Source organism: Micromonospora sp. NPDC005237 (assembly GCF_040607775.1).
Taxonomy (GTDB): Bacteria; Actinomycetota; Actinomycetes; order Mycobacteriales; family Micromonosporaceae; genus Micromonospora.
In genome coordinates this window covers 890,795-905,527 of record NZ_JBEXHJ010000001.1, presented here as the reverse complement: position 1 = coordinate 905,527, position 14,733 = coordinate 890,795, and the positions used below count along the sequence as shown (strand labels likewise).

Below are 14,733 nucleotides of genomic sequence, written 5' to 3'. Positions count from 1 at the left end.
GTGTACGACTCGACAAGCGACACGCGGAACCGGCGAAAAGGCTGCTCAGCGTAGTCGAGCGGGTACGCGGTCGGGGTACGCGGCGCAGACCGCCCGCCACACCACGTGCGTCTGCTCCCCCGACGACAGCGCCTGCTCGATGGTCCGCCCATCGAGCTGGGACAGCACCTGGTCGCGGGCGATGCTGGCCGCGTAGCCCGGCCCGAACGCCTCCTCCAACCGCGCCCAGAAGTCGGTCAGCCGCACGTGATCAACCTTCCTCGCCCGGTGCCCCCGTCGGCACCGGGCGCAACGCTAGCGCCACCAGGGGCACGGTCGCGACCGCCGCGAGCAGGGTGAGCACCGGATAACCGGCGAGCTGCATGACAAACCCGCTGAGCACCGCGGCGCTGGCCCCCGCCAACCCCATGATCAGGTCGGAGAACCCCTGGACGCTGGGCCGCACACCGGCCGACACCGACTCGGAGAGCAGCGTCGAGCCGGCCACCATCGTCCCCGACCAGCCCAGCCCGAGCAGGACCAGACCGATCGAGAGCCGGGGCGTGTGGTGCCCGGCGGTGCCGGCGACCGCGCAGGCGGCCAGCAGCAGCCCGACCCCGCCGAGGATCACCGCCCGCCGGCCGAGCCGGTCGGTGAGCCAGCCGACCACCGGGGCGAACGCGTACATGCCGGCGATGTGCAGGCTCAACACGATCCCGACCAGCCGCAGCACGTCGGCGTCGGCGTGCGACTCACCGAGCCGGACCGGGGTCATCGCCATCACCGCCACCATCACCAGGTGACCGATCGCCACGGCGGTGATGCCGAGCCGGGCGGCTGGCTGTCCGCGTACCACCGACCAGGCCAGCCGCATTCCGGCGGTGCGCGGCGCGCGCGCACGGACCAGCGCGGTGGCCGGCCCGGCCCCACCGCCCGCCGGCGCGGCGTCGGCGGGCGGCCCGGCGGCGGTCGGTGGCGCGTCGGCCGCCGCGAGCCGCCGCGCGGTGAGCAACGGGTCGGGGCGGAGCAACCCGAGGAGTACGACGGAAGCCAGCACGAATGCCGTCGCGCTGAACGCGAAGGGGCCGGCCAGCGGCGGCAGCCCCCAGCCGGTGGTGACCCGGTCGGCCAGGGCGGCGAAGTTCGGCGCGGCCACCGCCCCGATGGTGGTGGCCCAGACGATCAGCGAGAGCTGACGCCCTCGACGGGTCGGCTCGGCGAGGTCCACCGCCGTGTAGCGGGCCTGCAGGTTCGCGGCGGTGCCACCGCCGAAGAGCAGCATGCCGAGAAAGAGCAGCGGCACCGAGCGGGTGGCCGCCGCCACCACCACCAGGACGCCGCCGACGGCGCCCACCGTGTACGCCAGCACCAGGCCGGGACGACGGCCGTGCCGCGCCATGATCCGGGTGACCGGAACGGCGAGCAGCGCCGCACCGACCACCCCGGCGCTCTGCGCGACGCCCGCCACCGCGGTGCCGGCGATGCGGGCGGCGAGCAGCGCGCCGACGGAGATGCCGATGGTCACACCGACGCCGCCGATGATCTGGGTGGTGAAGAGCAGCCGCATGGTGCGCCGCTGGATCGGCGCGACGTCGAGCCCGGCGCCGGTACGCGGCACGGTCAGGTCGGTGGCCATCGGCGCTCCTTGAGGACAGGGGTGACCCCATCCTCGCGCACCCACCCCGAACCCCGACGCCCCAGCCGGGCTGCCCCGCCCGCCGGGCCGCCTCGCCGCGCCCGCGCGGATCTTCGCGGTGCGGATCTTCGCGAGGGCCCGTCGGTCAGCCGGCCATCACCCGCTGGTGCACCGACGACACCGCCGAACGGGCCGCCACGAACGCCCCGTGCTGCCAGGCCACCTCGTGGCTCAGCCAGTCCCCGGCGAAGTAGACCCGCCCGGCCGGCTGAAGCAGCAGGTTGTATCCGGCGGTGCCGTAGCGGGGCGAGGTCCAGGCGCCCTCGATGTAGCGGGTCCGGTCCCAGGCGTGGGAGTACGAGGTGACCAGCTCGCTGCGGTACTTGTCGCCGTGGATCTTCACCCCCTGGCTGACCGCGCGCTCCCGGCGCTGCTCGGGGGTGAGCCCGCTGTACGCCCTGGCGTTCGCCCCGGTGTTGTAGTAGCCGACGACCAGGCCACGCTTGCCGTGGAAGCCGTAGGACGGGTACCAGATGTGCGACAGGTCCAGGTCGGTCTCCGTGATGCCGCCGTAGATCCGCTGGTCGGTCTCCCACCAGCGGCTGCGGTACTCCAGGCCGATCTTGCCGGCGGCGGTGACCGGGAAGTCGGCCAGGGCGGCGGTCACCCCGGCGCCGAGGTTGTGGGGCACCCGGGCCATCAGGTGCGGCGGCAGCGCCGCCACGCAGTAGTCGGCGGCGATCTGCGACTCCCGGCCGCCCTGCCGATAGGTCACCTCGACCCGGCCGCCCCGGTCGGTCACTCCGGTCACCTCGGCGTTGAGTCGGATCCGGTGCCCGCCCACGGCCTTGGCGAGGGCACGCGGGATCTGGTCCATGCCGCCCACCGGCTGGAACATCAGCATCGCCTGGTCGTAGCCGAATTCGAAGGAGAAGTACCGGCCCACGTTGCTGGCGAAGACGTCGGAGAGCGCTGGCGGCGCGCCGAGCAGCGTCCCCACGTCGTTGCCGGCGCCGGGGTACGCGGAGAAGCCGCGACGGTTGGTCCCGGCGTACGCCCAGTCGTTGGCACGCCCGCCGATCGCGCCGAAGCCCTGCAGGAACGACAGCAGCCGGTCCCGGTCCTCGGTGGTGAGCCGCGCGTCCAGCGCGCCCTGGTCGGTGGCCTTGGCGAGCAGCTCCGAGACGTAGCCGTACACATCGGCCTTGGCGGTGCGATACCGGATCGGCTCGGTCATCCCGGCGGACTCGTTGTAGATCCAGGCGTCGGCGTTCTGGTTGGTGAACACCTCGATGGGTACGCCGAGTTCCCGGCAGTAGTCCATGGTGAGCATCCACTGTGCGATCCGGCCGGGCCCGGCGTTGAAGTAGACGCCGTCGGAGAAGCCGGCCCGCTGGGTGTGCCCGTCGAGGTCGGTCTCGACGTCGCCGCCGCGGATGGTCAGGTTCCGCCCACCGACGCGGTGCCGCGCCTCCAGGACCGTGCAGTGGTAGCCCGCCTTGCCCAGCTCGTACGCGGTGGTGAGCCCCGCGATGCCACCGCCGAGCACGACGACACTGGCCCCCGGCCGGCCGGTCAGGGTGAAGTCGGACGGCTCGGGCGCCCGGAATGCCGGGGTCACCGACGCGGCGGCGCTGGGTGCGAGACCCATGGCTCCCATCGTGGCGAGCATCGCACCGGCACCGCCGCTGATCCCGACCGCGCGCAGGAACCCACGCCGGCTCACCGTCGACTGCGTCTGATCGCTCATGAACGCCTCCCCTACAAGATCGACTCACGTGAGTCTGCAGAGGACCTGTTACGCGGATCACGCAACACCGTTTCCGGTAGGTATCGCCTCACCGACCGCCGGCGGTGGCGGTTTTTGTCACCGATCTCGCTACCGGCCGAGCCGACGACCGTGCCGTACCGCCCCCTCACACCCAACCGTTGCTGGCCGCCTGCACGCCGGCCTGGAATCGGCTGGCGGCGCCCAACCGCTCGGTCAGGGACGTCATCATGCGCTGCACACTGCGCAGGGAGATTGCGAGCTTGCGGGCCGCCGACTCGTCGGTGTGCCCCGCGGCGAGCAGCCGCAGCAGCTCGCGTTCCTGCCGGGTGAGACCCTGCTCGTCGGCCGCCGCCTGTTCGCCGAACGGAGTCGCGGCGTGCCACACCTGCTCGAAGAGCGCGATAAGCCCGGCAACAATCCCGCGGCTGCGCAGTTCCAGTGCACCCTGCCGGGGATTGGCCGGGTCGATGGGCACGAGTGCGACCTCCCGATCGACGATGACCATGCGCATCGGCAGCGTCGGCGTCGTGCGTGACTGCCCACCGAGGCCGGCCAGCCAGCGGGCGTGCGCGAGGGTGCCGGGGTCGTTGCGGAAGCTGTCCTGATAGACGTTGCGGATCTGGACACCCCGCTGCAGAGCCTGCTGGTCGAGCGGCGCCTCCGCCTCGAGCGTGTCCGGGCTCTGCGCGCCGCCGCTGCTAAAGGAGAGACACTCGGCGCGGGCGGTGTGGGCCAACTCGGCAAGCCGGTCCCGGACGCTGTCGACCCCTGCGAGCAACCGCCCCTCCGCCACCTGGTGGTAGTCGTCGTGGGCGGTCGCGATGGCGGCGATGGCGGCCTTGGTCGCCTCGACCTGCCGCTGCCGGACCGCGACCTCGGCCTCCACCTTGGTCAGGAGCGCCATCAACCCGGCCTGCGGTCGCACCGGCCGGGCGTGATCGCCCAGGGAGTCGAGCCGAACGAGTGCGAGGTCGGCCAACACGTCCAGTGCCGCCGTCACCTCCCCCGGCGAGACGCCGAGGTGATCGGACAGGCCGGCGACGTTCAGGTCGGGACACTGCAGCATGGCGCGATAGACCGCCTCATGCTGCGCGGACAGTCCCAGCAGGTCGAACATGACCCCTCCCCCGGTAGAACCAATCGACATTCTGCCGCGTATCGAGCGTTCTCGTGGACCCGTTCCGCACCTGGCGTGGTCCCGCCGGGCGGGGTCACGCCAGGCCGAACCTGGTGACAGGGCACCGTGGGCCCGCGATGCTTCTCTCACGGCGGCGACAACGACCACGGAGCCTCCGGAATCGACATTCCAAGCACAGGAGAGACGTCAATGAGCATAACCACTTTTATCAATGCCAATTACCGTACCTCGATCGCCATTCTCGCACTCGGCCTCGCCCTCGCCCTCGCGATCATCCTGAACTCGGAACCGGGTGCGATGGCGGCGCTCGCGGAGGGGTTCGGCTGGGGTGGTCCCGCACAGGACGCCTTGACCGGCCAGTTCGGAGGCCAGGGATTTGGCTGGGGCTCGCCGCCCCCGGTCGACCCGTCGGAGTGGTCCTGATGATCGTGACGCACATCCGTATCGCCCCGCTCACCTCGACGGCCGCCATCGACCCGGCGACGCTGCGAAATCTGATCCACGTGAACGCCACGGCCGGGAGCGGTATCGAACACCTTCGAGTCCGCGCCGGCCCGGACAGCGCCGACATCCTGGCCTTCGTGGACACCGACGATCCGACGGCAGCCGCCGTGACGTTGCGCCGCGTCGTCGACCGCACAATCGCCAGCAGCCCACTGCTCGGCCCGTGGCGAATCGTCTGACCACGGCATCACCTGTTCAATTTTCCCGCCTCCGCCGACGGATACCGTTCGGCGGACGGACGAACCTGCCTTGAAATCGGAATTAATCAGAAAGGAACACCATGCAACGAAATGCGATTCGTCGCCTGACCACAATGGCGCTCGGCGTGGCACTCGCCGCCGGTGCCGGCCTCTCCGGGGGCGTCGCCACGGTGCTGGCGAGCAGTCCCGAGGCAGCCTTCGCCGACTCCAGCGTGGGTGGGTCGATCAGTCCGACCGAGGTGCTCAGCCGCGCCAAGTACTGGTACGACAATCGCGGCAGCATCCCCTACAGCCAGGGCGGCTACTACCGCGACGAGAACGGCAAGAACTACCGCACCGACTGCTCCGGGTTCGTCTCGATGGCCTGGCACCTCTCGACGTCGAAGACGACCTACAACATGTACACGGTGTCGAAGCAGATCAGTAAGAGCGACCTCCAGCCGGGCGACATCCTGAACTCGGCGAGCCAGCACGTCATCCTCTTCAAGCGCTGGATCAACCAGTCGACGGGCACGTTCGAGTACTACGCCTTCGGATCGACCCCGGTGAAGATCGACACCGAGACGCTCAGCGGCGGCGGGGACGGTCTCATCGACTCGCACCCGGCCAGCAACTACGTCGCCCGCCGCTACAACAACATCACCACCGGCGGCCAGGCTCCGGTGAAGGACCCAGGGGTCGCCGACGTGACCGGCGACGGCTATCACGATCTGGTGGCCCGCAAGACTGACGGCACTCTGTGGCTGTACTCGAACAACATCGAGCGCGACAACGGCGTCCCGTACAGCAGCGGCTCGTCCCGGCAGATCGGCAGCGGCTGGAGCAGCGCGGACCGGATCATCAACGCCGACGTCACCGGTGACGGCTTCACCGACCTGATCTCCGTCAAGTCAGACGGAACGATGTTGTTGTACTCCAACAACATCGTTCGTGACGACGGCGCCCCGTACAGCAGCGGCGCGTCGCGGCAGATCGGCAGCGGTTGGGGCGGGTTCGACCGGATCGTCGGCGCGGACGTGACCGGCGACGGTTACACCGACCTGGTGGCCCGCAAGACCGACGGCACCCTGTGGCTCTACCCGAACAACATCGAACGCGACAACGGCACTCCGTACAGCAGCTCGTCGGCGCGGCAGATCGGCCAGGGCTGGAGCGGCTTCGACACGCTGGTCGGCGCGGACGTGACCGGCGACGGTTACACCGACCTGGTGGCCCGCAAGACCGACGGCACCCTGTGGCTCTACCCGAACAACATCGAACGCGACAACGGGGTCCCGTACAGCGGCAACCGGCAGATCGGCAGCGGCTGGAGCGGCTTCGACACGCTGGTCGGCGCGGACGTGACCGGTGACGGCTACACGGACCTGGTGGGCCGCACGACCAGCGGTGCCCTCCTGCTGTACCCCAACAACATCGAACGCGACAACGGCGTCCCCTTCAGCGGCAACCAGCAGATCGGCAGCGGCTGGGGCGGCTTCAACAGCATCATCTGACACCCTCAGTCGACGCGCCCGGCCTCTGGCCGGGCGCGTCGGCGTTGCCTGGGCACCGCCCGACCACCGGCGGGAACACCTGGGTCAGGCGGGCAGGGCGCGGGCGGCGACCGTCAGGTCGGCGACCAGTCCCTCGTACGCCTTGTCCTGGTCGTCGGCGCGCAGGACCGCGGACGGGTGGATGGTGGCCAGCAACCGAGCCGGCGGCGCGTCGGCCCGCTTCCCCGTGTCGTCCACCGGCACCCGTTGGAAGTCCTCTGGGCGCTGGGCCGACGCGGGCCAGGGCAGCAGCTCGCCGCGTTGTCTCGTCACCCGGAAGGACGGGCCGAGCAGCGCCTTCGCGGCGGTGGCGCCGAGCACGACGACGATCTCCGGGCGCAGCCGGGCGAACTCGGCCACCAGCCAGGGCCGGCACGCGGTGATGTGTACCTGGTCCGGGGTCTGGTGGATGCGCCGCTTGCCGCGCGCCTCAAAACGAAAGTGCTTGACGGCGTTCGTCAGGTAGAGCTGCGTCGGGTCCAGCTTGGCGTCGTCGACGGCGCGGCGCAGCAGCCGTCCGGCGGGGCCGACGAAGGGCAGGCCCTTCTGGTCCTCCATGTCGCCGGGCTGCTCGCCGACGAGGACCACGCGGGCGCTCTCGTCCCCCCGGCCGAAGACGGTCTGGGTGGCGTCGCGGTACAGCTCGCAGCCCCGACAGCCACCCGACGCCGCGCGGAGTTCGTCGATGGTGTCGGCGTCGGGCGGGATGAACCGCTGGGCGCCGGGAGCGCTGTCGGTCTGCTCGGCCATGCCGACTGTTATATACCCGTTCGGTATCGCCTGCCGGGTACGCCCCAGGGTGGGCGCGGCCCGGCCGCGTCAGTAGCCGTTGCCGCCCCCGCCACCACCGGACGCGATGGCGATCAGCACAATAATGATCACGATGATGGCGATCGCGATCGCGATCCACAACCCCTTGCGGTTCCCACCTGCAGCCATGATCAGGCACCTCCGGCGGCCCGCATACCCGCCCCAATCGCTCTGAATCGCCGCGATACCCCTTTTGCTTCCGTAAACCCCCTTAATGGGCGTCACGCTCCCAGGTCAGGTGGAGAAGCCCATTTCAGGGGAGGGATGGATGGCGCGGGCCAGGGCGGCGGCCAGGGGGGTCAGCTCCTCGACGGCCAGGGAACTGACGGTGATGCGCAGGGCGGGCGGGGCGGCGATCCGGTAGAGGGCGCCGGGCGCCACCGCCCAGCCGGCGTCCCGCAACGCGGTAAGCGCGCTGGTCTCGTCCGGCACCGGCAGCCAGACGTTGATGCCGCTGCGGCCGTGCGCGGTCAGGCCATGCTCGGCGAGCGCGGCCAACAGGCCCTCGCGCCGCAGGTCGTAGCTCTGCGCCGCCCGCCGCACCAGCTCGTCGACCGCCGGGTCCCCCCAGAGGGCGAGCACCAGCCGTTGCAGCACGGTGGACACCCAGCCGGCGCCGACCCGCGTCCGGCCGGTCACCCGGGCCACGGTGGTCTCGTCACCGGCCAGCACCGCCAGCCGCAGGTCCGGGCCGAACGGCTTGCTCACCGACCGCACGAAGGCCCAGCTTCCGGTCACGCCAGCGAGCGAATGCAGGGGTACGCGGGCCAGCTCGGCGGCGTGGTCGTCCTCGATGAGCAGCAGGTCCCGCCGGCCGGCGAGCAGAGCGCGCAGCTCCTCGGCGCGGGCGGCGGAGACGGCGGCGCCGGTCGGGTTCTGCGCCCGGCTGGTGATCACCAGCGCCCGCGCTCCGGCGCTCAGCGCGGCCGCCACCCCGGCCACCAGTGGACCCTCGTCGTCCAGCGGCACACCGATCGGCCGCAGCCCGAGCGCGGCGACCAGGTCGAGCAGGTTGGCCCAGCCGGGATCCTCCACCGCCACCGCGTCACCGGGACGAAGGTGGGCGCCGAGCAGCCGCTCGATGCCGTCCAGCGCGCCGCCGGTGAGGGTGAGGTCCCCGGCGGGTACGCCGTCGGCGCTCAACCGGGCGCGGGCGGCCTCGGCCAGCTCCGGGAGCACGCCGGCCTGCGAGTAGCCGACCGGAGGACCCGCGTCGGCGGCGAGCGCGGCCAGGTGCGGGCCGATCGGGGGCAGCAGTCGGGGGTCGGGCTCGCCCCGGGACAGGTCGCGGGCGTCCGGCAGCGGTGCGGGGCGTAGCACGGAGCGGCGGGCGGCCACCGGTGGGCGCGGACGGACGCGGGTGCCGTGGCGGCCGGCGGTGGCCAGCACGCCGCGTTGGCGCAGCTCCCGATAGGCGCGGGCGACAGTGGCCGGGCTGACGCCCAGCTCGGCGGCGAGGGCCCGCACCGGCGGCAGGGCGGCACCGGGTGGCAGGGCGCCGGTACGGATGCCCGACTCGATGCTGGCCGAAATCGCGACGGCCGTCGTCCCGCTGAACTGATAGCGTGCTGACACAAACAGGAGATTGTACTAGAACAAAGGGGCGCGCATGTATCCACCCACCGCCCGGACCACTCCCACCCGCTCGCGCGACCGGATGAGCTACGACCGGGAGGCGGCGCACGCCGTGCTCGACGAGGCGTACCACTGCGCGCTCGGCTTCACCGTCGACGGCGAGCCCCGGGTGCTGCCCACCCTGCACGTGCGCATCGGCGACACCCTCTACCTGCACGGGTCCACCGGCAGCCGGCCCCTGCTCGCCGCCCGGGGCGACGGGCTGCCCGTCTGCGTCACGGTGACCCTGCTCGACGGCCTGGTCTACGCCCGCTCGCAGTTCCACCACAGCGCCAACTACCGTTCGGTGGTCGCGCTCGGCACCGCCCGGCTGGTCACCGACGAGCACGAGAAGAGCGCCATGCTCACCGCGCTGGTCGACAAGGTCGGCGCGGGACGCAGCACGGACAGCCGCCCGCCGAACCGCCGCGAACTGGCCGAGACCGCCGTGCTGGCCCTGCCGCTGCGGGAGGTGTCCGTCCGGTCCCGCACCGGCGGGGTCCGCGAGGACGAGGCCGACCTGCACCTGCCGCACTGGGCCGGCGTACTGCCGTTGCGGCTGACCGCCGGCCTGCCGCAACCCGCCGCCGGGGTCACCGCGCCCCTGCCGGCGTACCTGCGGACGGCCCGCACGCCCTGGCACGACCCGGTGTCACTGCGCGGCGAACACGTCCTGCTGGAGCCGCTGGACCTGGCGCACGCCGACGACCTGCACAGCGCCACCGCCGACGACGACGTCTGGCGGCACCTCACCGTCACCCGGCCCACCGAGCCGGCCGGGACCGCCGAGGTGGTCGCCGCGGCGCTGGCCGCCCAGCAGCGCGGCGAGCGGGCGCCCTGGGTGCAGCGCTGCGCGAGGACCGGGGCGGTGGTCGGCACCACGTCCTACTACGAGATCAACCCGGAACGACGGTCGGTGGCGATCGGGTACACCTTCCTCGGCCGGCCGTGGTGGCGTAGCGGGATCAACACCGAGGCCAAGCTGCTGCTGCTCGGCCGGGCCTTCGACGACCTGGGCGCGGTGCGGGTCGTCTGGCACACCGACATCCGCAACGTCCGCTCGCAGGCGGCCATCGAACGACTCGGCGCCACCCGGGAGGGGGTGCTGCGGATGCACTGCCAGCGTCCGGACGGCTCGTGGCGGGACACCGTGCAGTACGCGATGACCGTCGACGAGTGGCCTAACGCACAGGCCAGGCTGCGGGAAAGACTTCTGCGGACGGCGCCGGTGGCGTGATGATGGCGGGCGTGCTGGGGATCACCGACATCTGGACGTACGTGCTGGGCACCGTGGCCATCATCCTGCTACCCGGACCGAACTCGCTCTTCGTGCTGTCCACCGCCGCCAAGCGGGGCGTGGGGGTCGGCTACCGGGCCGCCAGCGGGGTGTGGGTCGGCGACGCGGTGCTGATGGTCCTGTCCGCCGCCGGGGTGGCGTCGCTGCTCAAGGCGTACCCGCCGGTCTTTCTTGTGGTCAAGTACGCCGGTGCCGCGTACCTCGGCTATGTCGGGTTGACCATGCTGCGCGGCGCCTGGCGGCGCTGGCGCGACCGCAACGACCCGGACACGCCGCGGCTCATCGACGCCGCGGAACCGGCGCAGATGCGCAGCCCGTTCCGCAAGGCGCTGGTGATCAGCCTGCTGAACCCGAAGGCGATCCTGTTCTTCATCTCGTTCTTCATCCAGTTCGTCGATCCCGACTACGCCTGGCCGGCGCTGTCGTTCCTGCTGCTCGGCCTGATCGCCCAGGTCACCAGCGCGCTCTACCTGACCGCGCTGATCTTCGCGGGCACGTTCCTGGCCGCCCAGTTCCGCCAACGGCGTCGCCTCGCCGTGGGCGGCACCACCGCCGTGGCAGCCCTCTTCCTCGCCTTCAGCCTCAAGCTCGCCACCGCCAGCGCCGGCTGACCCCCCTCAGGTCCCGTCGCCGCCGCCGGAGCCGCCTCCCACGCCTCCGCTTCCGGCCGTGCCGCCCAGCCCGTAACCGGGTTTGATCGGCTGGTCGGGGTGGCGGCTGACATGGGCGGACCGGCTGATGGTGGCGGACCAGTCGGCGTGCGCGGCAGCCGCGGCGTGCCGGTTGATCGCCTGACGTAGCCAGCCGTCCACGGTGGCGACCCAGTCCCGCTGCCCGGCGTCCGCGTGCCAGACCCGGAACCGGCTGATGCTCTGGTGGGTGATCCCGGCCAGCGACAGCCGACGGTCCAGCCACATGATCACCTCCAGGCCCGCCGAGTTCGTCACGAAGATCAGCTCAAGCTCGGTGATCGGGCCGGCGTAGAGCGGGCCCACCCAGTAGCCCCACCGCTGGTGCAGCGGCAGGGTGTGCTCCACCCCCGGCAGCCCGCCCTCCTGCAACCCGGATTGGCGGATCATGAAGCCGAGCGTGGCCAGCGCCGCCAGCACGTGCTGCTGGGTGGGGATCGGGTGCACGAGGACCGGCACCATGGCCCCCTGGTCCAGATCCGGGTCGACGGACACCTCGGTCCGCAGACCCATCCGCAGGCTCAGCAACGGCACCCCGCCGAACGTGGTCACCGGGATCTCCCACGGCAACGGCAACGCGAAGTCGACCGCCCGCCGGCGACCCGCCGGCACCACGAACCGCCCGGCGATCGGCAGCGAGAAGAACTGCACGAGGCGCCGGGGCGCGGCCGGGTCGTCCGGCTCGACGGTGGTGACCAGGCCGAGCCGGATGTGGCGTACGAGCACGTCGTCCGGCCCGGCGGCGAGGGTCACCCGCCCCGGCAGACGCAGGCCCGGACGGGTGCTCGGGTTCGGCAGCGTGGTCCGCACGGACAGCCCGGTCCAGCCGGAGTCCCGAGACACCCCCGTCAACCGCACCGCGCGCCCCCTCGCGGGACGAGGCCCCCCTGGCCCCGGACCGACCGCGCCTACCCGGTCGCGGTCACCTCACGCCCGCCGCCTCGACCGGATGCTGACGCGCCGACCCGCCGCACCGCAGCAGCGCGGTCGGGTCGGCGTGCACCTCACCGCAACCGCCGGCCCCGCGGCACCGTGTCGGTCTCGTCGTCGAACTCGCCGATGACCTCCTCCAGCAGGTCCTCCAGAGCGACGAAGCCGATCGGGCGGGCCGGACCACCGCCGTTGCGCACCAGCGCGAGCTGGGACTGCCGGGCGCGCATCGCGGCCACCGCCTCGGTGACCGAGGACGTCGCCGGGAGGGTGAAAGCCGGCGTCATCAGCTCCCCGGCGGTGGCGGCCCGGCCGGTGGTGACCACCCGTACCGCCTCCCGGACGTGCACCAGGCCACAGACGTCGCCGCTGGAGTCCAGGACCGCCAGCCGCGACCGGCCGCTGTCCCGGCTGACCTGCTCGATCCGCTCGGCCGGGTCGTCGCGCCGGACGGTGACCATGGTGGCGAACGGCTCCATCACCTGCGCCACCGACGTGCCCTGCAACTCCAGCATGCTGGTGAGCAGCTGGTGCTGCTCAGCGCCGAGCAACCCGTGCTCGCGGGACTGCTCCAGCAGCATCCGCAGCTCGTCCGGGCCGTGCACCTGGGCGAGCTGATCCTGCTGGTTGACCCCGACCAGGCGCAGGATCGCGTTGGCCAGCGCGTTCAACGCCGACAGCACCGGCCGGGACACCCGGGCGAAGGCCCGGAACGGCAGCGCGAGCAGCGTCGCCGAACGCTCGGCGTCGGTGATCGCCCACGACTTCGGCGCCATCTCCCCCACCACCAGGTGCAGGAAGGTCACCAGAGCGAGGGCGAAGACCAGGGCGACCACGTGACTGGCCGCGTCGGGCAGCCCCACCGCGTGCAGCAGCGGGCTGATCAGGTGCTCGATCGCCGGTTCGGCCAGCGCGCCGAGCCCCAGGGTGCACAGCGTGATGCCCAGCTGCGCCCCGGCCAGCATCAGCGACAGCTCGCGGACACCGTCCAGCGCGGCCCGGGCCGCCCGGCCGCCGCTGGCCGCCGCCTGCTCCAGCCGGTACCGCTTGCTGGCCACCAGGGCGAACTCGGCGGCCACGAAGAACCCGTTCAGCGCCAGCAGGACCCCCGAGCTGAACAACGCGATGCCGGGGCTCACGCGGTCACCCCCGGCGTGCTCAGTTGCAGCCGTACCGAGTCGGCGACGTGCCGGTCCACGGCGAGCACCTCGACCAGGGCCCGAGGCTCCGCCTCACCGTCTTCGACCTCGGCACCCTCGGGCAGCAGGCTGATCTCCAGCCGGTCGCCGACCTCCGGCACCCGGCCCAGCTCGCGCATGACCAGCCCGGACAGCGTGTCGTACTCCGGGGCTTCGGGCAGCGCGATGCCGGTGCTGTCGGCGACCTCGTCGATCCGCCAGCGGGCCGGCACCACCCACGAGCCGTCGTCCTGCCGCGCGGGGGCACGCTCCGGCGGGTCGTCCTCGTCCCGGATCGGGCCGACCAGCTCCTCCGCGATGTCCTCCAGCGTGATCACACCGGCGAAGCCGCCGTACTCGTCCACCACGCAGGCCATCTGCCGGTGCCCGGACCGCAGGCGGTCCAGCACCGTGGGCAGGGGCAGGGTCTCCGGCACGAGCAGGGGCGGCCCCGCCACCGCGCTCACCGGGGTGGTGGCCCGCTCCCCCGGCGGTACGCCGAGCACGTCGGCGATCCCGACGATGCCGATCAGGTCGTCGACGCCCTCGGCACCCCGCACCGGGAAGCGGGAGTGGCCGGTGTCCAGCAGCTCGACCACCCGGCTCACCGGCTCGTGCGCCCGGACGGTGTGCACGTCGACGCGCGGCACCATGGCCTCGCCGGCGGTCAGCTCGCGGAAGTCGAGCCCGCGGTCGAGCAGCGTGGACATCTCGGCGTCCAGGCTGCCCTCCTCGCGGGACTCGGCGATGATCTGTTCCAGGTCGGCGGGGGTGGCGCCGCTGGGCAGCTCCTCGATCGGCTCGATGCCGACCCGGCGCAGCAGGCGTATCGACGCGCGGTCGAAGAGCCGGATCACCGGCCCGGCCATCGCCAGGTAGAGGAGGGTGGACCGGCTCAGCGCCCGGGCGAGTGACTCGGCCCGGGCGATGGCGAGGTTCTTCGGGGCCAGCTCGCCGAGGACCATCTGCACCACGGTGGCGATGACCAGGGCCAGCGCCACCGACAGCGGCAGGCTGACCGACTCGCGGAGACCGGCGACGCCGAACAGGTCGGCGAGGCCGCCGCCGAGGTACGGCTCGGCGACGTAGCCGACCAGCAGGGCGGTGACGGTGATGCCTAGTTGCGCACCGGAGAGCACGAAGGAGAGCCGGCTGGTGACGGTGAGGGCCCGGGCGGCGGCCTGGTCGCCGTCGTCGGCGAGCTGGCGCAGCTTGCCCCGGTCCACGGCGACATAGCCGAACTCCTGCGCCACGAAGTAACCGGTGGCGGCAGTGAGCAGGATGATCAAGAGAAGGCCGACGACGATCAACACGGGTCGCTCAGGGCTCCCGGGGCCGTCGGGACGGGAATATGCCGGGCACGACCCGGCTGGCTACTGCTGCCCTCCTGGGCAGAAGAGTCGATCATGCCGCTATTTTATCGGCGTTGCCTGGGACTCCGCTGAGGGTGGGCCG

Annotated in this window: 14 protein-coding genes; 5 read left to right on the top strand and 9 right to left on the bottom strand. The window is 72.1% G+C overall.

Annotated elements, in window-relative coordinates:
- Positions 1 to 45 precede the first annotated feature (45 nt).
- The 4 genes from ABZT87_RS04305 to ABZT87_RS04290 form a co-directional block, all read right to left on the bottom strand.
- Positions 46 to 246 carry a DUF3046 domain-containing protein gene (locus tag ABZT87_RS04305; protein ID WP_354859956.1) on the bottom strand — a complete coding sequence of 67 codons (201 nt, stop codon included), beginning with the start codon at positions 244 to 246 and terminating at the stop codon, positions 46 to 48.
- Between the two features lie 4 nt (positions 247 to 250).
- Positions 251 to 1,615, bottom strand: a complete 1,365-nt coding sequence (locus tag ABZT87_RS04300) for an MFS transporter (protein WP_355133523.1) — start codon at positions 1,613 to 1,615, stop codon at positions 251 to 253.
- Between the two features lie 145 nt (positions 1,616 to 1,760).
- Positions 1,761 to 3,365 (bottom strand): FAD-dependent oxidoreductase, encoded by a 1,605-nt coding sequence (locus ABZT87_RS04295; RefSeq protein WP_354859952.1) that lies wholly within the window; start codon positions 3,363 to 3,365, stop codon positions 1,761 to 1,763.
- A gap of 166 nt (positions 3,366 to 3,531) precedes the next feature.
- A complete protein-coding gene (locus tag ABZT87_RS04290) occupies positions 3,532 to 4,503 on the bottom strand; it encodes a LuxR C-terminal-related transcriptional regulator (protein ID WP_355133521.1) in 972 nt (323 codons plus the stop codon).
- 210 nt (positions 4,504 to 4,713) lie between these two features.
- Here ABZT87_RS04290 and ABZT87_RS04285 point away from each other — a divergent pair, with 210 nt between their 5' ends.
- The 3 genes from ABZT87_RS04285 to ABZT87_RS04275 all read left to right on the top strand — a co-directional run bounded on the left by ABZT87_RS04285 (position 4,714) and on the right by ABZT87_RS04275 (position 6,721).
- Positions 4,714 to 4,947: a hypothetical protein gene (locus ABZT87_RS04285; protein WP_355133519.1), complete on the top strand. Its 234-nt coding sequence runs from the start codon at positions 4,714 to 4,716 to the stop codon at positions 4,945 to 4,947.
- Positions 4,947 to 5,207 (top strand): hypothetical protein, encoded by a 261-nt coding sequence (locus ABZT87_RS04280; protein ID WP_354859945.1) that lies wholly within the window; start codon positions 4,947 to 4,949, stop codon positions 5,205 to 5,207. The genes ABZT87_RS04285 and ABZT87_RS04280 overlap by 1 nt, the downstream gene beginning before the upstream one ends.
- A 101-nt stretch (positions 5,208 to 5,308) precedes the next feature.
- Positions 5,309 to 6,721, top strand: coding sequence for an FG-GAP-like repeat-containing protein (locus ABZT87_RS04275; RefSeq protein WP_354859943.1), 1,413 nt, complete (start codon positions 5,309 to 5,311; stop codon positions 6,719 to 6,721).
- A gap of 84 nt (positions 6,722 to 6,805) precedes the next feature.
- Here the strand turns inward: ABZT87_RS04275 and ABZT87_RS04270 are convergent, their stop codons facing one another.
- Positions 6,806 to 7,510: a UdgX family uracil-DNA binding protein gene (locus ABZT87_RS04270; protein ID WP_354859940.1), complete on the bottom strand. Its 705-nt coding sequence runs from the start codon at positions 7,508 to 7,510 to the stop codon at positions 6,806 to 6,808.
- A gap of 294 nt (positions 7,511 to 7,804) precedes the next feature.
- Positions 7,805 to 9,145 (bottom strand): aminotransferase class I/II-fold pyridoxal phosphate-dependent enzyme, encoded by a 1,341-nt coding sequence (locus ABZT87_RS04265; protein WP_355133517.1) that lies wholly within the window; start codon positions 9,143 to 9,145, stop codon positions 7,805 to 7,807.
- A 34-nt stretch (positions 9,146 to 9,179) separates the two neighbouring features.
- On the opposite strand from ABZT87_RS04265, the gene ABZT87_RS04260 reads away from it, so the two are divergent.
- Together ABZT87_RS04260 and leuE are read left to right on the top strand one after the other, a co-directional pair.
- Complete coding sequence (locus ABZT87_RS04260; RefSeq protein ID WP_355133515.1) at positions 9,180 to 10,421, top strand: bifunctional pyridoxamine 5'-phosphate oxidase family protein/GNAT family N-acetyltransferase; 1,242 nt, start codon at positions 9,180 to 9,182, stop codon at positions 10,419 to 10,421.
- Positions 10,421 to 11,092, top strand: a complete 672-nt coding sequence (gene leuE / locus ABZT87_RS04255) for a leucine efflux protein LeuE (RefSeq protein ID WP_355133513.1) — start codon at positions 10,421 to 10,423, stop codon at positions 11,090 to 11,092. Before ABZT87_RS04260 ends, leuE begins: the two co-directional genes overlap by 1 nt.
- A 6-nt stretch (positions 11,093 to 11,098) precedes the next feature.
- Here leuE and ABZT87_RS04250 read toward each other — a convergent pair whose 3' ends face one another.
- The 3 genes from ABZT87_RS04250 to ABZT87_RS04240 form a co-directional block, all read right to left on the bottom strand.
- On the bottom strand, positions 11,099 to 12,028 hold the full coding sequence (locus ABZT87_RS04250) for a sporulation protein (RefSeq protein ID WP_355133511.1): 930 nt from the start codon (positions 12,026 to 12,028) through the stop codon (positions 11,099 to 11,101).
- 146 nt (positions 12,029 to 12,174) lie between these two features.
- Positions 12,175 to 13,239, bottom strand: coding sequence for a hemolysin family protein (locus ABZT87_RS04245; protein WP_354859928.1), 1,065 nt, complete (start codon positions 13,237 to 13,239; stop codon positions 12,175 to 12,177).
- Positions 13,236 to 14,591 carry a hemolysin family protein gene (locus ABZT87_RS04240; protein ID WP_355133509.1) on the bottom strand — a complete coding sequence of 452 codons (1,356 nt, stop codon included), beginning with the start codon at positions 14,589 to 14,591 and terminating at the stop codon, positions 13,236 to 13,238. The genes ABZT87_RS04245 and ABZT87_RS04240 overlap by 4 nt, the downstream gene beginning before the upstream one ends.
- Positions 14,592 to 14,733: the final 142 nt, after the last annotated feature.

Coding starts and splice junctions, on each gene's coding strand:
- ABZT87_RS04300 (WP_355133523.1), bottom strand. CDS start 1,615: ATGGCCACCGACCTGACCGTGCCGCGTACCGGCGCCGGGCTCGACGTC.
- ABZT87_RS04295 (WP_354859952.1), bottom strand. CDS start 3,365: ATGAGCGATCAGACGCAGTCGACGGTGAGCCGGCGTGGGTTCCTGCGC.
- ABZT87_RS04290 (WP_355133521.1), bottom strand. CDS start 4,503: ATGTTCGACCTGCTGGGACTGTCCGCGCAGCATGAGGCGGTCTATCGC.
- ABZT87_RS04285 (WP_355133519.1), top strand. CDS start 4,714: ATGAGCATAACCACTTTTATCAATGCCAATTACCGTACCTCGATCGCC.
- ABZT87_RS04280 (WP_354859945.1), top strand. CDS start 4,947: ATGATCGTGACGCACATCCGTATCGCCCCGCTCACCTCGACGGCCGCC.
- ABZT87_RS04275 (WP_354859943.1), top strand. CDS start 5,309: ATGCAACGAAATGCGATTCGTCGCCTGACCACAATGGCGCTCGGCGTG.
- ABZT87_RS04270 (WP_354859940.1), bottom strand. CDS start 7,510: ATGGCCGAGCAGACCGACAGCGCTCCCGGCGCCCAGCGGTTCATCCCG.
- ABZT87_RS04260 (WP_355133515.1), top strand. CDS start 9,180: ATGTATCCACCCACCGCCCGGACCACTCCCACCCGCTCGCGCGACCGG.
- leuE (WP_355133513.1), top strand. CDS start 10,421: ATGATGGCGGGCGTGCTGGGGATCACCGACATCTGGACGTACGTGCTG.